Source organism: Bartonella sp. MR63HLJHH (assembly GCF_042194155.1).
GTDB lineage: Bacteria > Pseudomonadota > Alphaproteobacteria > Rhizobiales > Rhizobiaceae > Bartonella > Bartonella grahamii.
Map to the genome: position 1 here is coordinate 285,416 of NZ_JBHIMN010000001.1, position 25,852 is coordinate 311,267.

General features: G+C 35.9%; 14 protein-coding genes and 3 tRNA genes. 10 read left to right on the forward strand and 7 right to left on the reverse strand.

Going from position 1 to position 25,852, the window contains the following annotated elements:
* Positions 1–1,169 precede the first annotated feature (1,169 nt).
* The 3 genes from rpsU to ACFIKQ_RS01125 all read right to left on the reverse strand — a co-directional run bounded on the left by rpsU (position 1,170) and on the right by ACFIKQ_RS01125 (position 4,019).
* Positions 1,170–1,403 carry a 30S ribosomal protein S21 gene (rpsU, locus tag ACFIKQ_RS01115; RefSeq protein WP_012754552.1) on the reverse strand — a complete coding sequence of 78 codons (234 nt, stop codon included), beginning with the start codon at positions 1,401–1,403 and terminating at the stop codon, positions 1,170–1,172.
* 186 nt (positions 1,404–1,589) lie between these two features.
* Positions 1,590–3,263, reverse strand: coding sequence for a formate--tetrahydrofolate ligase (locus ACFIKQ_RS01120; RefSeq protein WP_375635445.1), 1,674 nt, complete (start codon positions 3,261–3,263; stop codon positions 1,590–1,592).
* Between the two features lie 679 nt (positions 3,264–3,942).
* Positions 3,943–4,019, reverse strand: a tRNA-Arg gene (locus ACFIKQ_RS01125).
* 366 nt (positions 4,020–4,385) lie between these two features.
* On the opposite strand from ACFIKQ_RS01125, the gene ACFIKQ_RS01130 reads away from it, so the two are divergent.
* The 3 genes from ACFIKQ_RS01130 (at position 4,386) to pgi (ending at position 10,510) form a co-directional block, all read left to right on the forward strand.
* On the forward strand, positions 4,386–5,525 hold the full coding sequence (locus ACFIKQ_RS01130; RefSeq protein ID WP_375655631.1) for an efflux RND transporter periplasmic adaptor subunit: 1,140 nt from the start codon (positions 4,386–4,388) through the stop codon (positions 5,523–5,525).
* On the forward strand, positions 5,522–8,656 hold the full coding sequence (locus ACFIKQ_RS01135; RefSeq protein WP_375635447.1) for an efflux RND transporter permease subunit: 3,135 nt from the start codon (positions 5,522–5,524) through the stop codon (positions 8,654–8,656). The genes ACFIKQ_RS01130 and ACFIKQ_RS01135 overlap by 4 nt, the downstream gene beginning before the upstream one ends.
* A 189-nt stretch (positions 8,657–8,845) precedes the next feature.
* Entirely contained in the window at positions 8,846–10,510 is a 1,665-nt protein-coding gene (pgi, locus tag ACFIKQ_RS01140; RefSeq protein WP_375644403.1) for a glucose-6-phosphate isomerase, read from the forward strand.
* A 315-nt stretch (positions 10,511–10,825) separates the two neighbouring features.
* Here the strand turns inward: pgi and ACFIKQ_RS01145 are convergent.
* Positions 10,826–10,915, reverse strand: a tRNA-Ser gene (locus tag ACFIKQ_RS01145).
* 285 nt (positions 10,916–11,200) lie between these two features.
* Here ACFIKQ_RS01145 and rplU point away from each other — a divergent pair.
* The 4 genes from rplU (at position 11,201) to ACFIKQ_RS01165 (ending at position 16,429) form a co-directional block, all read left to right on the forward strand.
* Entirely contained in the window at positions 11,201–11,680 is a 480-nt protein-coding gene (gene rplU, locus ACFIKQ_RS01150) for a 50S ribosomal protein L21 (RefSeq protein WP_375635449.1), read from the forward strand.
* Between the two features lie 12 nt (positions 11,681–11,692).
* Positions 11,693–11,962 (forward strand): 50S ribosomal protein L27, encoded by a 270-nt coding sequence (gene rpmA / locus ACFIKQ_RS01155; RefSeq protein ID WP_273787451.1) that lies wholly within the window; start codon positions 11,693–11,695, stop codon positions 11,960–11,962.
* Positions 11,963–13,330: 1,368 nt separating this feature from the next.
* Positions 13,331–15,862, forward strand: coding sequence for a phosphoenolpyruvate--protein phosphotransferase (gene ptsP, locus ACFIKQ_RS01160; RefSeq protein WP_375655633.1), 2,532 nt, complete (start codon positions 13,331–13,333; stop codon positions 15,860–15,862).
* Between the two features lie 477 nt (positions 15,863–16,339).
* Positions 16,340–16,429, forward strand: a tRNA-Ser gene (locus ACFIKQ_RS01165).
* A gap of 461 nt (positions 16,430–16,890) precedes the next feature.
* On the opposite strand, the gene ACFIKQ_RS01170 is transcribed toward ACFIKQ_RS01165, so the two are convergent.
* The 3 genes from ACFIKQ_RS01170 to ACFIKQ_RS01180 all read right to left on the reverse strand — a co-directional run bounded on the left by ACFIKQ_RS01170 (position 16,891) and on the right by ACFIKQ_RS01180 (position 22,402).
* Positions 16,891–18,111 (reverse strand): MFS transporter, encoded by a 1,221-nt coding sequence (locus ACFIKQ_RS01170; RefSeq protein ID WP_375652600.1) that lies wholly within the window; start codon positions 18,109–18,111, stop codon positions 16,891–16,893.
* Between the two features lie 1,898 nt (positions 18,112–20,009).
* Entirely contained in the window at positions 20,010–21,215 is a 1,206-nt protein-coding gene (locus ACFIKQ_RS01175) for an ATP-grasp domain-containing protein (RefSeq protein ID WP_375652601.1), read from the reverse strand.
* Positions 21,212–22,402 carry a hypothetical protein gene (locus ACFIKQ_RS01180; RefSeq protein ID WP_375652672.1) on the reverse strand — a complete coding sequence of 397 codons (1,191 nt, stop codon included), beginning with the start codon at positions 22,400–22,402 and terminating at the stop codon, positions 21,212–21,214. The genes ACFIKQ_RS01175 and ACFIKQ_RS01180 overlap by 4 nt, the downstream gene beginning before the upstream one ends.
* 180 nt (positions 22,403–22,582) lie before the next feature.
* On the opposite strand from ACFIKQ_RS01180, the gene ACFIKQ_RS01185 reads away from it, so the two are divergent.
* The 3 genes from ACFIKQ_RS01185 (at position 22,583) to ACFIKQ_RS01195 (ending at position 25,825) form a co-directional block, all read left to right on the forward strand.
* Positions 22,583–22,900 carry a hypothetical protein gene (locus tag ACFIKQ_RS01185; protein ID WP_375635453.1) on the forward strand — a complete coding sequence of 106 codons (318 nt, stop codon included), beginning with the start codon at positions 22,583–22,585 and terminating at the stop codon, positions 22,898–22,900.
* Positions 22,901–23,482: 582 nt separating this feature from the next.
* Positions 23,483–24,133 (forward strand): dTMP kinase, encoded by a 651-nt coding sequence (gene tmk, locus ACFIKQ_RS01190; protein WP_375646996.1) that lies wholly within the window; start codon positions 23,483–23,485, stop codon positions 24,131–24,133.
* A 480-nt stretch (positions 24,134–24,613) separates the two neighbouring features.
* Positions 24,614–25,825 (forward strand): MFS transporter, encoded by a 1,212-nt coding sequence (locus tag ACFIKQ_RS01195; RefSeq protein WP_375635455.1) that lies wholly within the window; start codon positions 24,614–24,616, stop codon positions 25,823–25,825.
* Positions 25,826–25,852: the final 27 nt, after the last annotated feature.

Consider the following 25,852-nt stretch of genomic DNA (forward strand, 5'->3'; position numbering starts at 1 on the left):
CAAAATTATGGAGTAGATTGATATATGAAGGGCTGATTTTAACAAGACAGTTTTTCGTGATAATCCATTTTATAAAATTTGCTATACTATAATCTTATGTCATGATAATGCTTATCCGTATGGCAGATAAGCTGGATCCATCATACCATTTACCAGCTCTCAATGTTATGCAGTTCTTATTATTTATGGCGTTCATAAGAAGCATTTTTATTTTTTTCTTAAATAGCTTTTATTCTATTTGCATACTAACCCTGCTTATGATGTACAAGAAAATAATCTTGATTTATTCAATATAAGAAGGTGTTGAGAAACTTCACGTTATTCAGAATTATTACTTAATATGAAAAACGATTACTTATAACGATAAATCAATGCGTTAAAAACTTTAACTCGTTATTTAAATTGTAAAAATATTTCCATCAAAAATGGTAATAAAAGGTACATTCATTCATCCATATTAAAATACAGTGTTTTCTCTGTTTATTGTCAATTTTCTTTTTCTCTAACTCAGTATAGAAGAAAGTTGAATGAAATAGAGGAGCTTATTCAATACACTTATGGGGGGCATTACATAAGTGATGAATAGAAGAAATTTATCAAGAAAAAAGAATCTGTAGTGCCGTGGTTGAAATTCGTCATCGTTTAGAGAGACAGAGTCAAGAGATATAAAAAGTTATGGAATTATATCGTTTTGTTACATAACTGAAGGGAAAGAGGATTATGCATTTGATATCATATTTTTATACACAATCGCATATTGCGATAGTTATTTTTGTTTTGCAATCTGATCTAGGATGTTCGAAAGATGTAGAATATTTAATGACAAAAAAAGAAAATCATCATGAAATTTGTACATAAAGAAACAGTTATTTAAGAGATATCCGGAAGGAGAAAAATTATAGCGAAAAGTGATAATAAAACACCTTACACTCAATTCACATAAGAATAAGTCGCTTAAATATCTAAAGCGTAGTTTGTTATCTGTTTTTTGAAATATAAGAGTGAAAAAAACACCCCTATGACAGAAACCTTATTATTTTCAGATAACTAACATATTAGATAACATTGTACACAAAAAACCGTACACAAGCAATTTATTGCAATCGCCTATGAAGATAAAATTTTCTGGAAGCTTATTATCTACTACTTATGCAATTACATAAAGTATATTACTTTACCGCAACAGTTCGTCCGTTACTAACAAAACCTTCTCTTTGCGCACGCTTACGAGCAAGCTTACGTGTACGACGAATAGCCTCAGCTTTTTCACGAGCACGCTTCTCAGATGGCTTTTCATAATAACTACGCATTTTCATTTCACGGAAGATACCTTCACGCTGCATCTTTTTTTTCAACGCACGGAGCGCTTGGTCAACATTATTATCACGAACGAGTACTTGCACTATCTATCCTGCTTTTTTCAGTGTCATAAATGATAGGAAAAACCTACATCCTTTTAAAGGCATATCCAAAAGGACAAGCACCTATATCATATAAATAAGACATTTGTCTATATCGCTTTTTAAAATTCTATTCTTTTTGCAATAAAACGCTTTTTATAATGAATGATAGAATTTACGGTTATAAATTTATGAAAGTCCTTGTATTTGATCATTTTCGTCAAGATGAATTTTTTCAGCCGTGGGATAATGGGGTAGTCCCGGCATGGTCATAACATCTCCACAAATGACAACAATAAAGCCAGCTCCTGCGGAGAGACGAACTTCACGTACGGGAATTTCAAAATCAACAGGAGCACCATATTGCTTGGGATCAGAAGAAAAAGAATAAGGTGTTTTTGCCATACAAATAGGGTAGGCACCAAAACCTTCTTTTTCCCAAGATTCAAGTTGTTTGAGAATAGGGGCTGGGATGATGGCGCCACGCCCACCGTATAGCTTTGTTATAATACAATTAATTTTTTGAACGAGTGGAATATTATCTTGATATAAAACTTTAAAATGAGAATGTTTTTCTTCAATCAAGGTAACGAGTTCTTGTGCAAGTTCTATAGCGCCTTTTCCACCTTGTTCCCAATGCTTACAGATAATAGCTTTGTGTCCAGTTGTTGCAACTATTTTTTGTAATGTTTTTATTTCAGCATCGCTATCGCTGTCAAAATGATTGATAGCCACAACACAAGGAATACCGTAGTGCTCCATATTCTTTATATGTCGTAAAAGATTGGCTGTTCCTTTTTCTAAAGCGGTGATATTTTCTTCTGTCAGGTTATTTTTATCTACACCACCATTCATTTTTAATGCACGAATAGTTGCGACGATTACTGTAGCATTTGGTACAATACCTGCTTGCCTACATTTGATATTGAAGAACTTTTCTGCTCCAAGATCTGCTCCAAACCCTGCTTCTGTGACAACATAATCAGCAAGTTTTAAAGCAGTTTTTGTTGCTATAACTGAATTGCAACCATGAGCAATGTTGGCAAAAGGTCCTCCATGAACGAGAACAGGGTTATTTTCAATTGTCTGTACGAGGTTGGGTTGTATAGCATCTTTGAGAAGAACTGCCATTGCACCTTCTGCATTGAGATCAGAAACGGTGATGGGCGTTTTATCATAACGATAAGCAACAATAATTTTTTTGAGTCTTTGTGTAAGGTTTTCTAAATTTTCAGAGAGACAAAGAAGTGCCATAATTTCTGACGCAACAGTAATATCAAAACCTGTTTGGCGTGGAAAACCATTTGTTATGCCCCCTAATGAAATAACAATATCGCGCAATGCACGGTCATTCATATCAAGAACGCGTTTCCAAACAATGCGACGTGGATCAATGTTTAGAGTATTTCCCCAATAAAGATGATTATCTATCATTGCGGCAAGAAGATTATGAGCAGCTGTAATAGCATGAAAATCACCGGTAAAATGTAAATTAAGGTCATCCATTGGAACGACTTGTGCATAACCACCACCAGCAGCACCACCTTTTACACCAAAACAGGGACCCAAAGACGGCTCTCTCAAGGTAGCTATTGTTTTTTTACCAATAAGATTAAGAGCATCACTTAGTCCAACTGTTGTTGTTGTTTTGCCTTCTCCGGCAGGTGTGGGATTGATAGCTGTGACGAGGATAAGTTTACCATCTGGATTTTTATCAAGCGATTTTATGTATTCAGAAGAAATTTTAGCTTTATCATGGCCATAGGGAATGAGATTTTCATGTGAGATACCAATTTTTTTTGCAATTTCAATAATATGCTGCTTTTTAGCAGTGCGAGCAATTTCAATATCTGTTTTAGGCATGGAAAAATTCTTTAAACTTAGCTTTTATTAATGTTCGAGATCTGTACCCCATGGATTAATTAGAAGAATTCATAGAGAACAGAAAGTGTTAGGATATCATAGAAGTCGATGATATGCTATGCAAGAGATAATGCTAAAGAAGCACGAGAAGAGTTTCATTGTTTTTTAGGAAAAAGAGTTTCTTTGCTTTTAAGCAGTAAAAATATGTTTAATTCAATTAAAAATATCTCGAAAAGAAGCTTTGGTTTGCAACAAAATGCTAATGATATTAATGGATACCATAAGTGTTTTATGGCGGCACATCTGAAGTCCCTATTAAGATGGGATTGCTAGGAATAAAATATCCAGAAACATCTAGTTATGGAAAAATTAGAAATAAGCACGCAAAAAATTATCTAACTGATTAAAGAGTATAATCCGGAAGAGACTAAAAACAAGCGCATAGATCGAAAAAAGAAAACAACACACGCTGCTTATGCAATCGTTATGATTATTAGCTAATAAAAGCACCTTGGAGCTGAATTGAAGGACTCATAACATCTTATTCTAGCAAAATGGCTAAAGAAACGACTCACAACAGAATGAAGTAACAAAATACAAAAAACAAAGATAGGCAAAAATAAATCACAAAATAAAGAATTTAAAGAGCCTGAATTTATAAGAAGATATTATTGATAGATGGCGCACCCGAAGAGATTCGAACTCCTGACCCCCAGATTCGTAGTCTGGTGCTCTATCCAGCTGAGCTACGGGTGCATACATTTCAGTTTTTTACATTATCTACGACAAAGGGTTCCTAATCGTTTCATTAAAGAAATGCAAGTGAAACTTGGATAGTAATAAAAAAAACTCTCTTTTTTATGAGATATTTTAAAAAAGGATATAATATATTATGGTTTCAGTTGGTTTTGATATAATCATTTTTTGTTGTGACTGTACAAAGCAATATGAACGATAGTTAACTTGACGTTTTAATCTATGAAAGATAGTCAAGCAAAGATGAGATGTGTTTTTTGCGGTGGGGGGTAAGATATATACACCCGCTGTTTGGTTTTTGTGTAAAACACCGATATTACTGTTGAAAACTATTTCAGATGAACATGACACAGCAAGGGTGGATGTATGGCGTTATTAAAAAAGAGCTTTCCGTTGGTGTTTTTAATCGTCGTTTTAACGGTTACTTATTGGGCTGGAAAAAAGAGTGCAGAACAACCCATTTCTATGGTGGATAAAACAAGAGTATCGTATAAAGCTTCAAAGGAAAAAATGGGAAGACCACCGGCGAATGTTGTCGTTGATCTTGTAAAAGTTCAAGATTTTTATGAACAACTTAACGTTCTTGGGAGTGGAAAAGCTCTTGCAGAAGTCGATCTTACCCCTTTATCCTCAGGTGTTATTGATAAGCTTTTTGTATCAGCTGGTACAAAAGTACAAGTCGATGATGTGATTGCAAAGCTTGATTCTAAAAAAGAGGAAATAGCGGCTGCAAAAGCAAAAGTACAACGTGATAATAATGCATTAACGCTTTCGCGCATTCTTAAATTACGCGCCAGCAATACAGCAACGGAAGTTCAAGAAATTACAGCACGTTTAGAGTTGGATAACGCAAATTTAGTGTTGCGTAATGCTGAATTAGATCTCGATCGGCGAACAATTCGTGCACCGATTCCTGGAGTTGTTGGTATTTTGCCCGTTGATGTGGGGAATAACGTGACCCTTAATACCGTAATAGGGCGTATTGAGAATAGAGAACGTATTTTGGTCGATATATGGGCCCCTGAACGATATGTGTCGCGCATCTATAAAGGAGATGAGGTAACGGCAACATTAACTGCGCAGCCAGATAAATCTTTTGTTGGTCATATTTATGCGATTGATAATATTGTTGATCCAGAAAGTCGCACGCTTCATGCTCAGGTTGAAATCAATAATGAAAAAGATACGCTCATGTCTGGTATGTCCTTTTCTGTTGTATTGCAATTTCATGGTGGTTCTTTTCCTGTCGTTAATCCTCTTGCGGTTCAATGGAATAGTAAAGGGTCATTCGTTTGGCGTGTGAGAGAAGGAAAAGTAGAGTCTATTCCCGTATCAATTATTCAGCATAAAGCGGATCAGGTTTTCGTGAAAGCTTCCCTAGAAAAGGGTGATCAAGTTGTCATTCAAGGGGTGCAAATGCTTTATCCAGGAAGTAAAGTAACTATTGATGATCCAAAGTCCCACCAACAGCAATTATCAGCGGTTTATGGAACGGATATACAATGAGCCAAGAATTGAGCACAAAACAGCCTATGTCAAAGGTGGAGCAAGGTGGTCTCATTGCCTTATTTATTCGCAGACCGGTTTTTACTTTTGTTTTAAATGCTATGATCATCATTGCAGGATTTGCAGCATGGTTGAATGTTGATGTAAGAGAATTACCCGATGTTGATACTCCAGTAACAACGATTGTGACGATGTTTTCTGGTGCGTCAGCAGAAACCATTGATCGTGAAGTAACAAAAGTTATAGAAGATGCTGTTTCTCGTGTTTCAGGTGTTAAGACAATTTCTTCAACATCTTCTTTTGGACGCTCTCGTGTGCAGATTAATTTTAATGTCGGTGTTGATTTGAATGTAGCGGCATCTGATATTCGTGATGCTCTGTCTCGTATTGCTTATTCTTTACCAAAAAATGCAGATACCCCTCTGATCATTAAAGCAGATTCGAATGCTGCTGCCATGATGTATTTGGTTGTGACGTCACCAACAATGAGTATTGATGATTTAACAACGATTGTAAATGATCAGATTGTTGATGCAATTTCTGCTGTTGATGGTGTTGGTGATGTACAGGTTGATAGTGCTCGCACAAAGATTTTTCAGATTGATATAGATCAAGCAAAACTTGCAAGTTATGGATTAACTGTAGCAGATATTTCACGTGTTCTTGCTGATATGACAACGGATGTGCCAGTAGGATCATTACGCAATTCTAAGCAAACTTTAGTTGTCCGTGCCACTGCACGTCTAACAACACCAGAATCTTTTGAACAAGTTGTTTTAAAGCCTCATGTGCATCTTGGCGATGTTGCGCATGTTACTTTATCGCCGGATATAGAAACGGTTATTCTTCGTATCAATGGAAAGACAGGTATTGGATTAGGTATCGTGCGGAAAGCACAATCCAACACGCTTAATATTTCTCAAGGTGTAAGAGCCGTTGTTGATAATCTCAAAAGTATTGTTCCTTCTTCTGTACATATAGACGTTATTAATGACGATGCAATTTTTATTAAAAGTGCCCTTCATGAGGTTGAGGTTGCGTTGGTCATTGCTATTTTGAGCGTTATTTTAGTCATTTTTCTTTTTCTCAGAGACATTCGTGTAACACTGATACCTGCTTTATCTCTTCCTGTTGCCTTAATTGGTACCATTGCAGCTATTTATCTTGTGGGATTTTCATTAAATATTCTCACATTTTTAGGACTTGTTTTAGCAACAGGGCTTGTTGTGGATGATGCCATTGTTGTTCTGGAAAATATTGTTCGATGGCGCAATATGGGGTTAGGTTCCAGAGCTGCAGCGGTGTTAGGAACACGTGAAGTTTTTTTTGCTGTTGTCGCAACAACATTGACTTTAGTGGCTGTATTTGTTCCTATTTCCTTTCTTCCTGGGCAAGTTGGAGCGCTTTTTAGAGAATTTGGTTTTGTTTTGGCAATTTCTATTTTGCTTTCTTCAATTGTTGCCTTAACGCTTTGTCCCATGTTGGCTTCACGTTTTCTCAAAGAACATATTGAGGAGAAAGAAGAAAAGTCCCATCATTTTACTTTTTTATATAAATTAGGTACTTTTCTTCATAAGGCATATACTTACAGTTTGCATCAGTGTTTAGAAAAGCCTTGGTCTGTTATTTTTGCTTCACTTATTTTTGCGGGTCTTTGTGTCGGAGGCTATATGAAGCTGAAACAGGAATTAACTCCAGCAGAAGACAGAGCTCTTATCTTTTTGGTTATTAATGGACCACAAGGTATTTCAACACAATATTTGAACGAACAGGTAGAGCAAATTGAAGCAAGTCTACAGCCATTACGTGATGCAGGGGAGATTGCTAACAGTTACTCTATTGCGGGTATTGGTGGTTCACCCAATACTGCTTTTTTGGTTTTATTGCTTTCATCTTGGGATGAACGTTCACGTAGTCAGCAAGAAATTGTGAAGGATGTTAATGCAAAGGTTAGACAGTTTCCCGCAGTTTTTGTGTTTGCTGCGGAGGGAAATTCTCTAGGTGTGAGAGGAACTGGGCAAGGGTTACAATTTGCAATTCTTGGCAACGATTATGCAACACTACAACCCATTGCTGATAAGCTGGTGAGTGCTTTACAAGATGATCCGCGTTTTATTCGACCACGTCTTACTGTTGATGCAACACAACCACAATTTTTTATTGAAATCAATCGAAAAAAAGCCTCCGATTTAGGGATTGATATCACCAATTTGGGCGATACATTACAAGCAATGTTGGATGGTAAAAAGATTGGTTCCATTAACGTGGATGATCATTCTTACGATGTTAAATTGATATCGCGTAAAAATTCTATGAAGAGTCCCAGTGATTTAGAAAATATTTTCTTAAAGACTAAAGACAATCGATATGTTCCTTTATCGGTTATTGCGCATTTACATGAAAAAGCTATCGCTCCCCAATTAAAACGGGAAAAACGCATGAGCGCTGTTATTTTAAGCGCAAATCTTGCTCCAGGTATCGCTTTAGGGGAAGCTTATCAAACTGTACAGAAAATTGCTTCTCCTTTGTTATCAAAAGGAATCTACGTGGTTCCCTTAGGAGAAGCTGAAACGCTTAATGAAACATCTTCCAATTTTATGATTGTTTTTGGCATTGCTTTTTTGATTATTTTATTGATTTTGGCTGCCCAGTTTGAAAGCTTTATTTCAGGATTCATTATCATGGCTACGGTCCCATTAGGGATTGGTTGTGCTGTAATTGCTATGCTATTAAGTGGTGTGAGTCTTAATATTTACAGCCAAATTGGACTAATTTTGTTAATTGGCGTTATGGCAAAAAATGGTATTCTCATTGTTGAATTTGCAGATCAATTACGAGATCAGGGAAGAAGCGTGCGTGAAGCCGTAGAAGAAGCAGCAAATATTCGACTTCGTCCAGTTTGTATGACAATGATTTGTGCCATTTTAGGAGGTATTCCTTTGGTTTTAGCCAAAGGTGCTGGCGCAGAAGCTCGTATAGCTTTAGGTTGGGTTATCGTTGGTGGCTTAGGTTTAGCAACTATTTTTACGCTTTATGTCACACCGGTTGTTTATCTTTTTTTGGGGCGTTTTATAAGACCAAAAGCAGAAGAAGATTTACGCTTAACAAAAGAACTCAATCAAGTTAAATGATGTATCTGATAGAAAAGGTTTGAAAGTTTATTCCTGTAAAAATATCATTTTCGGATCTTATCCTTTTATTTTGTATATTCCTTCATTTTTATGTGAGCAGTGAAAATAGCGAGCAATAAAGGAGACGCTTTCTGCTTTGTTATGGTTTGGGCATAGATTTCATTATCAATAACCGTATAGGATAAGCTTATGGGAGATAGCTTTTCGATTCGAAATGAAAAGGCTTTTGAAGCCACATTAAAAGCTTTAAGAAACCATGCCGCAAAGGATGGGGTCTATGATATTCGTCGACATTTTGTAGAAGATGAACAGCGTTTTTCCCATTTTTCCCTCAGACTTGATGATCTTCTTTTTGATTTTTCAAAATGTGGTGTGACATTTAAAACATTGCAACTTCTAGATGATTTAGCTGTCGCAGCAGATGTGTTAGGCCGGCGTGATGCAATGTTTTCTGGTAAGGCGATTAATACAACTGAAAAACGCTCAGTTCTTCATATTGCGTTACGTTTACCTGCTGATGAAATTTTCATGTTGGATGGTCATAATCTTATTCGCGATATTCAAGACGTCCTTGAAGATATGGAAAGATTTTCTGAAAAGGTACGTGATGGCAGTTATAAGGGAAACAGCGGCGAGAGAATAAGTGATATTGTCAATATTGGTATTGGTGGTTCTGATCTTGGTCCTGAAATGGTCACATATGCTTTAAAACCTTATCATGATGGTCCACAGTGTCATTTTGTTTCTAATGCTGACAGTGCCCATATTTCTGATACTCTCTCTATTTTGAATCCAGCAACAACGCTGTTTGTCATTGCTTCTAAAACTTTTACAACGGCTGAAACAATGGTAAATGCTCAAGTTGCACGTCAGTGGATCTGTTCACATTTAGGAGAAGAAGCCGTTGGTACGCATTTTGTTGCTGTTTCAAGTGCGCTTGATAAAGTGGCAGAATTTGGCATAGATTCCACAAGAGTTTTTAAATTTTGGAATTGGGTTGGAGGGCGTTATTCAATTTGGTCAGCCATTGGACTTGTTGTTATGTTTGCAATAGGTGGTGAAAATTTTCGCCAATTTCTCAACGGTGCATTGCAAATGGACCAACATTTTAAAACTATGCCTTTGCATAAAAATATACCTATTCGTTTTGCTCTTTTAGGATTCTGGCATCGTGTTATTTGTGGTTATTCATCACGTTCTATCATTCCTTATGCACAGCGTTTAATACATTTTCCAGCTTATTTACAACAGCTTGATATGGAATCAAATGGTAAGCAAGTCTCGCTGGATGGAAAACCATTAAGTTTTTCAAGTGGTCCGATTGTTTGGGGGGATTCAGGAACAAATAGTCAACATGCTTTTTTTCAGCTTCTGCATCAAGGAACAGATATTATTCCTGTAGAATTTATTTTATTTATAAAAGGGCATGAGCAAAATTTACATTCTATGTATGAGATGTTGCTAGCAAACGGTTTAGCACAATCAAAAGCATTGATGAAGGGGCGTAGTATTGAAGATGCTCGGCATATCTTGATAAAAAATGGAGTTGATGAGGGTGAAGCAGATCATTTAGCACTTCATAGAAGTTTTAAAGGAAACCGTCCCAGCATTACGTTGGTTCAAGATTTATTAACACCTTTTTCACTCGGTCGTCTTATTGCGCTTTATGAACATCGTATTTTTGTTGAAGGGATTTTAATGAATATTAATTCATTTGATCAATGGGGGGTTGAACTTGGTAAAGAATTAGCAAATGAGTTACTACCAATTCTTCGTGGAGAAAGTCAAGCGGATAATCGCGATAGTTCAACATTAGGGTTGCTAGCACATATTCAAGAAAGACGTGCAAAATAAATATAATTTGACAGCAGATTTTGTACTAACTAAGCAAAAGTAGAATGAGAGAGAAATATGAGATAATTCTTTGATTTTACTATGCATTCTCTTATTATCTGAACTATATTTATGTAACAGAAAACCAAAAAGTGAAAAAATTGTAATAATGAGAATTTATTCGCACAAACGATAAAGAGCTTTGAAAAGTCTTGAAGATCTTTTGAAAAATGGATTGATACAAAACCTGCTGACAAACTACACTAGGTAAAAATATACAGAATCCACCGGCAAGCTACGATTAAAGACATTTTAATAATATCGCTTTATAAACTTTGGCGGAGAGAGAGGGATTTGAACCCCCGATAGAGTTGCCCCTATGCCGCATTTCGAGTGCGGTGCTTTCAACCACTCAGCCATCTCTCCATAATAAAGTGAAACAAAAATCGGCACTATTTGAGTGTATAAGGGGTAGATAACCTTCAATTGTTTTTGGTACAACCTTTTTTTCTTTTTTATGGGACTTTATTGACAGAGAATAGAAATTCCTTCATATATACGGAACATGAGCGTGGGGAAATCTGCGCATATTTGTGTTGAAGAAGGTTTTATCCTTCTTTAAAATCTATTACGACTGATAAAAAGCAGCCTATTTTCCCTTATTTCAAGGCAGAAATTAAATAAGAGCTGGAGTGAACGGAAGGATAAAAAATGTTCGCAGTCATTAAAACTGGTGGTAAGCAATACCGCATTGTTGCTAATCAAGTGGTGAAAGTTGAAAAAGTTAGTGGAAATGCGGGTGATGTTGTTGAATTCAATGACATATTGATGGTTGGGCAAGAAGGTAATGCGGTTATTGGTACCCCTGTCGTTGCTGATGCATTGGTGACAGCTGAGATTGTAGAACAGGCACGTGGGCGCAAGGTTATCGCATTTAAGAAGCGCCGTCGTCAAAATTCTAAACGCACGCGTGGTCATCGTCAAGAATTTACGAAGCTTCGTGTTTTAGAAATTTTAATGGGTGGTTCAAAAACTAAAAAAGCAGCTGCAAAGCCGATAAAAGAAGAGGCAACTGCACCAAAAGAAACAAAAGATACTGCTTCTGTTGAGAAGACGGCTAAAAAAACAGCTGAAAAAAAGACTGCGTCACAGAAGAAAGCGTCTGTAGCATCAAAGAGTAAGAAAGATTAAAGGAGAGCGTCTATGGCACATAAAAAAGCTGGTGGTTCCTCGCGTAATGGTCGCGATTCAGAATCGAAACGTCTAGGCGTTAAAAAATTTGGTGGTGAGACCGTTATTGCTGGAAATATTATTATTCGCCAGCGTGGTACACGTTGGCATCCTGGCAACAATGTCGGCATTGGAAAAGACCATACGCTTTTTGCATTATCAAATGGAAAGGTTTCTTTTCAACGCAAAGCGGGTGATCGTTCCTATGTTTCAGTCATTCCTATGGTGGAGGCAGCAGAGTAATCTGTAACACTCTCTAGCAATCAACGGGATTCCATTGAATTGTAGTTGTGGTTTTATAAGTATTAAAAGGGAAAGATAGAATTTCATCTTTCCCTTTTTGTTTTGGTACTATAATAAATGTAGAAGATGTACGAAAAAGGTGGAATTGGGGAAATGACTTTTCTCAATGAGGGGAGGAACTTGTGCGGTGTTATGTTAGTATTTAGTACTGAACGTATTGATATTATGATAGAATTTGTTGATAAATTTCTGTATAATAATAGTAAGGAGAGACTTTCTTTTTATGCATGAAGAAGTGTTTAGTAATTTCTTTATAAGAGAAGCAGTTTGTTTTCAGGAAATTATGAGAAATTTAATGAAAGCATTATTTATGTAATCATTTTGATAAAGATGGATCTTTTTATTGGCATTGTAGTATTGATGAGTTGTCATACTGTTTTTAGGTGGTGGTGTGGATAGGTGGGGCTATTCATTTAAAAGGATATAGGGATAAAAAATCCATAAGATGGCAGTCAAAACTACTTTGAAAGTGATGTGCATTAAGGAGTTTTCGGTAAATCGAGAGTGAAATTATATTTTTAAGGAGGACGCTGTTTAAAGATATAAAAACAACCAATGTGCAATCAGCGCTCTTCAAGAATATTTTTTCTGATTTCACTATTATTGTATTGTACATTTTTGAAAATAAACAAGCATAAAAGCTGGGGTTAAGGCAATAACTGCTTTTCATTTTTTACTTTATTTATCTTATTTGTAGCGTTTTTCTTGATTTTAGTAGTTGATGATGGTGCTTGGGTGATGCTCGTACTTTGCAAATATGCGACAGAGAATATTGTGTGTTTGCGATATTGATTGAAGTAAAGGAGTATTTTAAAATACATAGATGTTATATATCAATAAGTTGCATGGAGCAATTTATAATTATGTAATGAATTTATAAAGAGGGATAATAGGTTAAATAAACTTTGAGGAATCAGTTAAAATATTAACTGAAGTTACAGATGATTGGGAAGGATGCTTTCTTTTAGGGAGAATAATGAAAAGTTATGTTGAATAACTTGGGATAATGAGAGCGTTTTTAAAACATAGTTTTTTAGGTGATTGGTGCTGTAAAAATCGGGGTTTTGTCTTTGTAAAGTAAAAGAGTAAGAGGCAGACTTGCTTATGATGCTTTTAAGCACCTCGCTAGATGATAATATCCAATTGTATTATCGGTTATATTGAGGTATTTAAGCACCTCACTTAGCTACATTTCGTAAAATATAAAGAGAGCTGTGGTGGTATTTATAGCTTGTATTTTGGGAAATGCAGCTTTGAAAAGGAATTTATCAGAGATATTGGTGTTCAAATGTGAGGAAATTTGAATTCATGATAAGATGTGAGAAAGCAGAAGCAATGAATGTAGATTTTATCGAGAGTGAAATCTTGTCTATAAGATCTGTACAACTTGCAGCTGCTTTTGATCATAAAAATGATGCAATTTATGCTGCTGCTGAATTGCTTGTGCAGGTTGGTGCGGTTGATAAGTGTTATCTGGCAAGCATGCTCGCATGTGAAGAAACAACCAATACTTGGCTTGGAAACGGTATAGCCATTCCCCATGGTATGGCTGAAAATCGTGATTTAATTATCAAGGACGCTGTTGCTGTTATACAGGTTCCTGCTGGTGTTGAGTGGCAGGATGGCAAGAAAGCACATTTGGTTATTGCTATTGCAGCGTGTCCAGATCGCTATAGAGAAATTTGTAAAAAATTGACGTCTCTTTTATTTGATAAAAAACAGCTTGAAGTACTTGCAACAACTATGGACAAACAGCAAATTGTTACAACTTTGTTTGATCAAGATATGAAGATAGAAAAAACTTTTATTGGTGACCTTTCGGTGTGTCAGGAATGGACTTTAGATTATCCAAGTGGTCTTCATGCACGACCAGCTTCTCTTTGGGTTGATTTTGCGAAAAAGGCTCAAAATTCTATCAGAGTTCGTCATGGTCAATATGCCGTTGAAATGAAAAATTTGGTTGGTTTATTGCAATTAGGAGCAAAAAACGGTGATGTTCTGATTTTTTCTACAGATGCTGCAGAAGGAGCACAACTTCTCAATGATGCCATTGCTATTGCAAAAAAAGTGAGTATTAGTGAAAAATGCCTGATGAGAGCAATGGAATCTCAAACAAAGGCTTTTCATGGTTGGTATCCACGCTCTATGCAAAAAGGCATTTCTGGTGTTGGAGCAAGTTCAGGATTAGCATTTGGTAAGATTTTTGTTTTAAGGCAAAATGATATTTCCATAATAGACCAGCCAATTGATTTTGCAGCTGGTGCGGCATGTCTTGAAAATGCTCTTACAAAAACAAAACATAAAATGGCATCTGTGATTTCTGATATTACAGTGCGTATGGGAGCAGATTCTGCTGCGATTTTTTCTGCGCAAATGGTTTTGCTTGAAGATGAAAATTTAATAGCTCAAGCTTGTCGTTTTATAGCAGAAGGTCATGGTGTCGCTTGGTCTTGGGATAGAGCGGTTCGTCAATTTTCAGATATGTTTTTTAAGGTAGATAATCCTTTGTTAGCAGCACGTGCTGTTAATTTAGTTGATGTTGGTCGACGTGTTTTAGGTGAAATCAATCCATCCTATAGATCGTTCTTTTTAAATGATATTCCACATGGTGTAATTCTAGTTACAAATGACCTTTCTCCTTCTGATGTAGCACAACTTGATTGTACAAAGGTAAAAGGATTAGCAACAGCATGGGGAGGTCCATTATCTCATACAGCTATTTTGGCGCGTACTCTTGGTATTCCAATGGTTGTTGCTGCAGGTGGTGATATTTTAGCGATACAGTCTGATATTCAGGCTATTATTGATGGCGATAACGGGTTTATTTACCTTGATCCTACGCTTGAAGACGTTGAAGATGCTCAAAGGCATATTGATACTATTGTGCAAAAACGTGTCAGTGAAATAAGTGCGTGTAGATTACCAGCGCAAACAACAGATGGTCAAAGAATTCGTATCATGGCTAATGTCAACTACGCAAATCAGGTTCCTGTTGCGCTTGATTTGGGGGCTGAAGGTGTTGGACTCATGCGCACGGAATTTTTGTTTTTAGAGAATCCTCATATTCCGGATGAAGAGCTACAATTTAATATATATCGGGAGATGATTACAGCTGTAGGAGATAAGCCATTAATTATTCGTGCACTCGATATTGGTGGGGATAAACAGGTTACGCATTTACATTTATCTAAAGAGGACAATCCTTTTTTAGGTGTTCGAGGGACGCGGCTTTTGTTACGTCGACGTGATCTTTTGGTGCCTCAATTACGTGCTTTGTATCGAGCAGCAAAAGAAGGCGGAGATCTATGGATTGTGTTTCCGATGGTAATGTCTGTTTCAGAGATTGTTACTATAAAAAAGATTGCAGAAGAAATCCGCAATGATATTGATGCACCAAAATTAAAACTTGGTATTATGATCGAAGTTCCAGCAGCCGCCATTATGGCAGATGTGTTGAGCGCCCATGTTGATTTTTTCTCAATTGGAACCAATGACCTAACACAGTATACAATGGCTGTTGATCGGCAAAACCCGTACCTTGTGTCTGAAGCTGATAGCCTTGATCCAGCAGTTTTGCGTATGATTTATCAGACTATTCAGGGAGCTTCACAACATAAGTGTTGGGTTAGCGTATGTGGTGGTATGGCTGGAGATCCTTTTGGTTCAATGATTTTGACTGGGTTGGGAATTAATGAGCTTTCTATGATATCTTGCGATATTTCTCCAGTAAAGGCGTGTTTGCAGACTCATAGTTTTGAAGATATGAAAATTTTAGCACAAAAAGCATTACAATGTGAAACTGCACGAGCTGTACGTGCTCTAAGCAAGGATATAAGGTGATAAAGAACATTAAGGGGAACGAGCTAGTTCATTTTGCAGAGTAATCAGATCGTTAGTGCTATAAAACATTATTCTTTTATACGTTACAGGGAGGAGTAACGTGTGGATAAAAACACTTTAAGAAAGAATAAATGCCTTTTATGCATTCTCTCACATAGCAAGGGATGTTGCAACATTAGGGGATGAATAGCGTGATGGTACTTGGCTTGTACTTTTTATTTAAGGAAAGATGATGCTATTCAATAGATTTTATACCATTCATAGACACCGTATGAGATAGATGTGACAATCTTTTTATTCCCATTATTGTATTATACAAACCTATCCACGGAAAAAGTTTTTTCTTAAAAAGAAAGGATGTGCTTGTTATTCAACAGATATAAGCTCTTACTTTAATAAATGAATTTGTTTTTTGAACTTTGAATGTATAATTTAGGCTTGCACGTTATTTCTTTCTGGGTATAGTGCGAGACTTCTGGAGAGGTGGCCGAGTGGTTGAAGGCGCACGCCTGGAACGCGTGTATATGGGAAACCATATCGAGGGTTCGAATCCCTCTCTCTCCGCCATTAATTTAAAACGAATTTTCATATGCTTGATATGACATAGCTTAAAAAGCTCAGGATTTTTTTACTGTTTGCAATTGACCAGTTTGCGCTGATCTGTATCTGTCATTATGTATACCTAGAAATTGCAGTTGAATTTCCATGAATTTTATAACTTCTAAGTTACTCTCCTCTCGATCTTTAGATAACCTGATCTAGCATAAACGATCTCTTCAAATATCATTAAGGGATTTTTGCCATTATCACTAACTTCTGATAGAGTTTCAGAATTAATGGTGATCATAGTGCTATTTGCAATTCCGATTAACGGGCTAAATGCGTTTTATCCACATGAGAGGTAACGAACACCTCAGCTTTTCTCACGCAATGTGCTCATTTAAAATTAATGTCATGAATATTTGTACAAAATTTTTATCTATACGATAATCAAAAAAGGCTGACGTAATATAATAATTGAAGATCATTCATGCGGTGCTTTCTTTTATTTCTAAGCTTTGTATGTAAATAGATAGTCCGTGTAAAATAAATAAAGGGGCGCAAAAACCTATAAATATACACAGGACGTATAATGTAGAAAATGAAAAAAAATTTCCGGCATATAAAAGCACAATAGAGAATAAAGCTGTTATGATGCGCACACTGGCATCGCCTGCCAAAATCACCTCGGCTAAATTTTCACTAGGTGTGATAGCTTGTCCAATTGTTATTCCCGATACCCTAAAATAAAATTGCCCAATACCTAATAAAAAGCCCATAATATAAAGGGAATATTGAGTAAAATTTAAATATAAAACAAAAGAGATTGCGATCACTGCAAAAGCCGGTGTTCCCCATACAAAAAAACGAATTAAAAATGGAAATTTTCGTAAATAATAGGATGAGATAAGACCATTGACTACAAAACCCAGTGCTGACAAAGCAAAAATAGTATTTTGAATAGCTGTAAATTTTGTATTATCTGATGTTATAGATGCAAGAACAAGTGGCAATAGAACAATAGGCCCCGTATAGAGAAAATTATTCAAAATACGATTAATCGTTAAAAAACGCAACGCAGAAACCCGCCAAAGGCACCTAAAACCAACTCCATAAGCTTTTTGAGATGGCTTTTTTAATAGCTCTTTTACTCTGTTTATTTGTTGTATAGATTTTATACGAAACCATAGGCTGGCATTCAAAAGATAAATAAACACAATAAAGGCTATGGCTATTTTGTGCCCCAAATGCGCAATTATAAAATATATAAGCAATGGGGATATAATAACAAAAAACTGACAGCAACTAGTATAAAATGCAAAAATTCCAGCTTTTTGTTTGGGAGCTGGAACCAGCTGATTCAAGGCACTATTGTTATTTGGATTATCAGCCCCCATCAAGAGAGCAAGTAAAAAAAATACAAATAAAATAAGTGCCGGATTGTTTATAAATAATAAGAACGATAATAAACAAGCGCAAATAATTTGACTATAAAACCCAATTATAAAGCCTTGATAGCGCACCAACACATTTCCCAAACATAAGCCTGCAATTCCAATTGCGATTAAATTAACAACATTTAAAGTAGCAGATGCTTTTCCAGTTGTATCTTGGAATTGTAACAAAGAAAGGCCAATAGATAATACACCACTAGCACAAAAACTCGTCAAACAACCAATCAAAATCATAAGAAAAACAGAATTACGCAATAGCTTTCTCACTCTTAAACAGAGACTCGAGCCATTTTATGATTTTCTCCATTGTCGAAGATGGTTCGGTACTAAATTCCAGTTTTTCATAAAATTTTAGTTCAAATGCGTTATAGGGACTTATTTTTTGCAAGTCATCTGTCAGTATGGATTCTATACTTGATAACGTTGCGCCCATAGATTGAGACAAATAATAGGAAATTACTTTCCAATAATTTTCCAAGACATATTTCAAGTGACAACCATCTAAAATATATTTCGAACAATGGTGCAAAGGATAACAAATACAAATAGCATCCGTTTCGTGTACGGGACAAGAAGAAATATTAATATTTTTATCATTTCATAATATTATAAAAACTTTCAGTGAGCAGATCTTCTAAATTTAGTCTAGTCACAACAAGATTGGGTGCTAATTTTTGGGTAACATGAGACCAAACCAATCTTACTACTAAAGTTCCCAAAACCTTTAAGTCAGATTCTGGATAAGCTTTTTTTTAATTTCCCGCCCATATGGTTCTATGACATATAATAATCGGCTCATCTCGTCTGAATGAACAGGATGTAATTCTAAACCAATATTATCACAAAGGTTTGAGCTCTTGAATTGCTCGTATCCTAATCTGGTATTCTTAAATCATTATAGCAACTAAAGAGTTTTTAAGTATTCCAGCTTTTATTAAACTTTGTAATAATGTATTGGAATCTCTCCTTCACGGACTTCGACAATTATTTTCTCACCATTATAAGAACAAAAAAATTATCTTTGAATTTGCTTACTTTTAGAAAGAAAAATGAGCAACACTCTTCCTTAACTAAAAGAAACATGCTCTCTACTTTTTTCTTTATGATGATCAAAAACCTATACTGTTACAATTCGATCATCAATTATTAGGATAAATATTCTGCGTTTAGCCTAATAAACTGTTATGATCAATGTTTCTCTCTGTTCTAAAAATCAGCGCTTTTCTTCCTAGAGATACTCGTAATTGCTGTATAATCTTTCCCAAAAAGGCACTCCTTCAACATTGCTATTAACACGATCATTCTGAAAAGTTTTATACATACACACGGCATTATACGGAATGCTATGTATTTTTTTAACTTACTCAACTAACCAACATCTTTTTGATGGGCAAAATAAATCACGAAATTTGTGTGCTGTCACAATTCGAAAAACAATCATATATCTCCCTCTAATGATAGGCGATGTCATTAGAAGAAAGCCTTAACGATATCGGTAGAAAAAATTAACCAGAAAAAATTGCAGCACTGATGGAACCAATTTTATTTCACACCTTGTAATTCTATCTAAATTTTAATCATTTTTGTTAAAGATTCTTATGCAACTTTTTCTACGTTCAGCATTTTTTTTCCACTTGTTTGCAACAAAAGATTAATAGCTAAATTCACCTGTGTCATAATAGCTCTTCTTTTGGTAAAATAGGACATCTTCAATCTCGATATATAAATATTTTAATTCTTTAATATATTCTCTTCACATGCTTTAGATTAACAACACACCAAAACCCAAAATAAAAAATATTTATTTTACTTAAGTTATTGAATATTATTTAAAAAGTATGGAAATAGAGTGATGCAAGAGTTAAGAAATTATTTAAAAGTTCAAATCCACCTACATTAGAGCCATCACGTATGGTAATAGCAGTTGTCATTAGGTATACTAAGTATGCTTGATAACTTTTCTGCTTCATGCCTGTAGGGAGTTCCAGATAGAGATAATACCAGAATCCATCCGCGAATGCTCGACAATAAAGCTGTAAACAAAATTATTTCCTTGTTGTTTAATCCATTAAGCTTGATCAATTTTTAATATTTGTCTATATTTTCAATTAGTTACGCTGATGAATCTATGTTTTCTTTCCAATTATTGTATTTTATAAGAAATTGCTACGAATGATCCTCTCCAAAGCTGATAATTCATCATCACTGTGTCCCCAAATTGCTATAATAGCTGGGCAGGTATTTAAATCGACGGTTAGGGGGAGGGGCTCGTTTTCTTTAAAAAAGAGCATAAAATGAACCACATTTTCCCAAGAATGAAGCTTTTGCTGCCATAAGTTAACATCTTTTATAATATGACCGTCGATCTTGTTGATAAGAAAGATAATACGCCCCTTTTTCTTAAAGTGGCTTGGTTTTTGCGAAAACACTCTTGCAATAAGATTAACGGAGCTTTCAAGTAAATCATCTTCATAGCAATGTGCGAACAAGGTGGGTGCAATTCCTCCGTGGAGGCGGGCTCCTACTTCGATCATCACTGGACCACGAGCTGTTTGCATGATTTCCATATGCGCGGGTCCATATTCAATCCCCAGCGCGCGAATGCATTGTTTTGCATAAGAGATAAGAGGGGCATAAGAAGGATCTTGAGCATCAAGCACATCAAGCGATTCATAAACAAAAGCACTTCCATTATGAATACCTTTTTTATATCGTGATAAACTACATATTTTTATAGCCTCTCCCTTTACGACGGCGTCGACGATGTATTCCTCTCCCTCCAATCTTTCTTGGAGCAAATAAGCCTCGTTAGGTGCGCCAAAAATATTTTTTTGCGTCCAGTCGATTCGAGAGGACCATGCCGCCACTTCCTCACGGCTGGAGAAAAACAAAATGCCATCACTCCCAGCAGAATCATTTGGCTTTACCACATAGCCGCTATGACTTTCAAAATCATCGATAGCACAATCGCCTTTTGTAAGAATCTTCGACCGAATGTAAGATAAACCATTTTCACAAAGGCGCCTTTGCATTACTGCCTTTTTTCGTCGCCAATCGGTGGTTGAGGGATTATTCCCAGGGCAATTATAATAAGCCGCCAATTGATCTGCACAATAAATACCCCCTTCGGCGCCTGCCACCACGGCCTCTATCGCACCGATAGGAAAGCGTGTCTTGATCTCATCTACATTATGAAGTTTCGCTTCTGCCATGCCTTTTCCCTGATAAGAAAGCATATAGTGTGAAAAAGGAGCTTGTTGAGAGACAACACCATAACAAGTATAGCCTAATTTTTGCAAAGCAGGGCCATAGAGGGCACCCGTGGAGAAAGGGTCGACAATAAGAATGGATTTGCTCATGCTGTGGCCTGCCGCGATAAAAAGAAAAGGATATAAATAAAGATTATCATTCCTATAAGGGGTAGAAGATAAACAGCTGCTTGAGGGCCCATAAGGGCAGAGCTTGTAAGAAGACCAAGGATAACATAACCTGCCGATTGGGAGAGAGTATAAAGCATGCCGCTATAGCTTCCCACCAGCTCTGCTTGAGCTTCTGTTTTAGTCGCTTCAATCGTATGTTTTCGGGCATTAATTCGCATGGTATTCATTGAAAAGCCAATAAAAAAGCAAAAGACCACAGCCAAATAGGGCGATTGTGTGGTGCTAAAAATAAGATCAGCCACGCTCAACATAAGGGCTGGGAGAATAAATTCAAAGCGAGGGATTTTGATAAAAGCAGCCAAAAAAGCGCCCAAGCCCGCGACCGCACTGCAAAGCCCATAATATTCAGAGCCAAAATTTTTCACACTTTGAAAAAGAATGGTTGCCAGCGTATTATAAGCGCAAATATGAAAGCCAATAAGTCCTATGCAGACGCATAAAAGTTTAAGCTCTTGGGAGAGTCCATTCGCTTGCGGTGTAGGTACGGACTTCTTATCGGTTGCAAGTGCTGTGGTATCGGTAGCTTTATATTCATCGCAAAAGATGATATATCCGGCTATAAGGCTTATAATGATGTCAAACACACAAAGTGCCACAATCAAACCATTATAGCCAATTTCAGCCGCTGCTCCTTGAGGGCTGGTCGCTTCTAAGAGATAACCACTCAGTGCTGCTCCCAAAAAAGCGCCAATTTGCACAACTGTTTGCATAATGCGGGAAGCCTTTTGGGCGCTAATATAACCACCAAGTGCGAGTTTAGTATTATAAGTCTCGAGAGTGCTTAAGGTAATCAAAGAGAGATAGCCGATAGAGATAGAGACAGCGATAAAACCAAAGGGGGAATCGGCATAATGGAAAAGTGCAATCAATAAAAGAAGGCTATAGATAATGATCCGCCTTTTGTATAAATCGACCAACCTCAGGGAGGCTTTAATGCGCACAAGTCCGCTTTTTTTTAAAAGGTAAGGCGTAAGGGTGCCCAAAGCCATGGTTATGCCTAGGAAAATCGATGAGGATGTTATGCGATAAGCATTCCAAAGATTACTTAAGAATAGAACCATATCAGAAAGATATAGCAAGACAACAAGCCCATAAAACCGAAACATCAGTTGTTTGGGCACATCATCCCCCCATTTCGAAATCTCTTAAAAACACGCAGTATTATAAATCAGCACACATGTTTACGAATAATAAATACATATATACATGGCTGGGCATGTCAAGTTTTTTCAGTAGGAAAAATTGAACGCTGATGTTTATGCTAGTGATAGCTTATTTTCAGGAGAATGAGTAGGATGGAGGCTGGTATTTTTACTGCGTCTCTTGGCAGGTGGCTTGCCAATAAAGAACTATGTCCTAGAGATATATTTCGCGCTTTCAAGTTGATTTTGTTTATACTCAAGGTTGAGGTTTTGTTATTGACGGTTGTTAGATGTTGTTGTGACAATAAACTTCGTTATCTATCAGAAACATTTATGGCATTAGCGCTAAGGTGTGCGGTTGTATTAAAACCTTTATATGGTAGTCTTTTTCATAGAGAAGGTATTATTGGTTCAGTTTTAGGAGGCTTTGTCACGGCCGATTTGGGCGTCGTCGTTGTTTGAAGTCTTATTATAATATTCTTAGTTTCAGTTTATGAATATACCGAAAAATATAGTGAAACATTTGATTCAAACGCTTTTGCAAGGCATATTTCAATATCTCAGCGATGTTTTCTGAGAATTGCTCTGCTGCTTTTTGACGGAATCGGATATCGAATGCTTATAGCGTGGGCAGTGGTTTGAGAAAATATAGAGTTGATTTCGTTAGATTCCTGTGTAGCGCAATCTAGTATCAGCCCTTAGGGGCAATAATATACTTAGATCGAACTCATTTCTATACGCTTACACGACGTTATAGGAGTAATCCTCAGAAACTCTACTAGAATTCGTTAAAAAATGGCAGGTTATGTAGCGTGAACAAAAAATATATTTTTCAAAAATACTTAATCTCATTTTCAGTTGTCTAAAATATAATCTTATCTTAAAAATAAGTCTATATACCGCCATTTATCATAAAGTTAATAAGTTATACAAATGCGGGAGTATTGTGTTTTTCTGTTTAGAGACGAGTAAAAAAACATCTTATTAAACATTAAGAGATTTTAGACATAAAACAATTTAACTTATGGAGAGTATATAGACAAAATGTATCTTGATAAAAAAGTTTATAATTCCATGTGGTCTCCAAAGAAATTTTCCGGTTCTTTTATTGTCTTATGCGGGTTTGATGGGAGTGGAAAGACAACACAAACAAAAGAAATTGCTCACCATTATTCAACAGAAAAACATATAATACAAACTTTTCAACCCAGTTATTGGTATAGAAATAATCCAGAAATTAGAGATTACTTAGATAATGGAAAAGCAATTGATCCGTTGCTTTTAGCACTCTTATCAGCGACAGATAGACGCAAACATACGCTTGAAATTATTGAACCTTCCTTAATGTTATCGCAAAATTTATTAATTAGCGATCGATATGTTTATTCTAGTCTTGCTTATTTTTATGCTCGAGAGCTTTCTGTTGAAAGTGTAGTTAAATTAAATCAATCTATTCCAAGACCTCATATTACATTTTATCTTCATTTACCGCCCACTACTATACTGGAGCGGTTGCAGAAAAGGGATGGTTTAAACTTAAAATACGAAGAACAACTCTCTTTTATTGAAAAAGTTTATGAAGTATACGAAGTTTTATCAGAAATAGATGAGCGGTTTATAACAATTGATGGAACTGCTTCTGTTTCTTTAATTCATCATCAAATACGACGTCATATAGATGAAGTTTGTTTTTGATTATGAATAAAATCATTTATTAATCAATTTATCCACGATAAATCCTTCTTATGTATTCGTATTCTAAATCTGAAACTTTAGAGATATGATTGCAATAATTTAACTGCTCAGGAAAAATATCACGTTATATATTTTAATTGGAAAATTAACTGTAATGGGCTTGTTTTAAAAGATTTAGAGAAGGGGAGTAGAAAAGTTATCAATATTTATCGTGAGAATAATAGTATGTTTATTCTTTTAGAGACGAAGTGTGGTGATAGAATAACGACATGGAGGGATGTACTCGAGCATATTTTAGTGCATAAATGTTTTGTTTTCATAGAAGAATTAATCATACAACAGCACAAAGATTTTAAAAGCTTCAAAAAAGGAATTTTGCTTTCTTAAATTTAATGATCTAAAATGAAAACCGTAGGAATGCATGTTTTTAAACAGGATGTATCATGCATATCGACGGGTATTTATTTTAGAGGATAATTTATGTTCACTTCAAATTTGAAGGAACGCATTGCTTTATTTGAAAATAGAACTTTTCTCTATTTTACTTTGAGTGGCTTATTTGCTACATTTGGAAATGGACTAAATTATATTGCATTGTCGTGGCTTGCTTACAATCAGACGAGTTCAATCCGTGGTGTAGCGTTGATGATGCTTTTTCTTTGGACGCCTAGCATTATTTTTGCCCCTATTTTGGGCATATTGGCGGATAAATATAATCGTAAAACGCAAATTATTATTTCAAATCTTGTGAGAGGTTTGGTAATCGTTGGCTGGGTAATGCTATGGCATTTTGGTATAGAAATTGAATTGATGGTCTTATCTGCTCTTTTGGGTATTTTTATCTCTTTTTATATGCCATCAGCTATTTCTTTAATTCAAAGTATTGTGCTGAAGGAACAGCTCATCAATGCAAATGCGACTATCGATATGATTTATGAACTTGGCACTATCGCAGGTATGGGCTTAAGTGGATTGATACTGTCCTATGCAGGAACAAAAGGAACTCTTCTAATAGGTGGTATATTCTTTATTATTGCTGGTTTATTTAATTTTGCAATGAAGGTACCTAAAAACCGAAGATCTAAAAATCAAAACCAGCAAAATTGGTGGGAAAATTATACAGCAGCACTTCATTATTTTAAACAGAATCCGGCTCTTTTTGTACCTTATGTAAGCCAGATGATTATTATGACTCTTTTGATGACCATTCCTGTTATTCTCGTTCCTTATATACAAGAGGTTTTGCATGCGGATAGCAGGACCTTTGCAATATTTGAGGTGCTTTATTCTATGGGCGTATTGACAGGTGCGGTTTTTTCACCACTTCTTTGTAAAGTTTTATCCATAAGGAAAACATTAGCCATTTTATTAGCTTTTATGGCTATTGGTCTCGCTATTCTCTCTGTTAATACACACAATTTTGTTGTTTTTCCTGTTTACTTTATGATTGGATTTGGACTTTCGAGTTGGGCTCTTTCGATTTCTTTATCACAACTCTCTTGTGATCCTGAATACCAAGGAAGATTGCAGGCAAGTTTTAATGGTATCTCTGGATGCTTGATCCTCGCAGTCTATCTCATTATGGCACGCGATAACAGTAGCATATCACCTCAATCGATATATTTTTTTCAAAGCATTTTTGCACTTGTTGGAGTATTCATAGTGCTGTTTTATAAACATGAAAAACAATAAATTACATTTATAAGTGTGGTAATACAC

Excerpts from the sequence above, each read along its gene's own strand:
- ACFIKQ_RS01120 (WP_375635445.1), bottom strand. The coding sequence starts at position 3,263 with ATGCCTAAAACAGATATTGAAATTGCTCGCACTGCTAAAAAGCAGCAT.
- ACFIKQ_RS01130 (WP_375655631.1), top strand. The coding sequence starts at position 4,386 with ATGGCGTTATTAAAAAAGAGCTTTCCGTTGGTGTTTTTAATCGTCGTT.
- ACFIKQ_RS01135 (WP_375635447.1), top strand. The coding sequence starts at position 5,522 with ATGAGCCAAGAATTGAGCACAAAACAGCCTATGTCAAAGGTGGAGCAA.
- pgi (WP_375644403.1), top strand. The coding sequence starts at position 8,846 with ATGGGAGATAGCTTTTCGATTCGAAATGAAAAGGCTTTTGAAGCCACA.
- rplU (WP_375635449.1), top strand. The coding sequence starts at position 11,201 with ATGTTCGCAGTCATTAAAACTGGTGGTAAGCAATACCGCATTGTTGCT.
- rpmA (WP_273787451.1), top strand. The coding sequence starts at position 11,693 with ATGGCACATAAAAAAGCTGGTGGTTCCTCGCGTAATGGTCGCGATTCA.
- ptsP (WP_375655633.1), top strand. The coding sequence starts at position 13,331 with ATGATAAGATGTGAGAAAGCAGAAGCAATGAATGTAGATTTTATCGAG.
- ACFIKQ_RS01175 (WP_375652601.1), bottom strand. The coding sequence starts at position 21,215 with ATGAGCAAATCCATTCTTATTGTCGACCCTTTCTCCACGGGTGCCCTC.
- ACFIKQ_RS01180 (WP_375652672.1), bottom strand. The coding sequence starts at position 22,402 with ATGTTTCGGTTTTATGGGCTTGTTGTCTTGCTATATCTTTCTGATATG.
- ACFIKQ_RS01185 (WP_375635453.1), top strand. The coding sequence starts at position 22,583 with ATGAGTAGGATGGAGGCTGGTATTTTTACTGCGTCTCTTGGCAGGTGG.
- tmk (WP_375646996.1), top strand. The coding sequence starts at position 23,483 with ATGTATCTTGATAAAAAAGTTTATAATTCCATGTGGTCTCCAAAGAAA.
- ACFIKQ_RS01195 (WP_375635455.1), top strand. The coding sequence starts at position 24,614 with ATGTTCACTTCAAATTTGAAGGAACGCATTGCTTTATTTGAAAATAGA.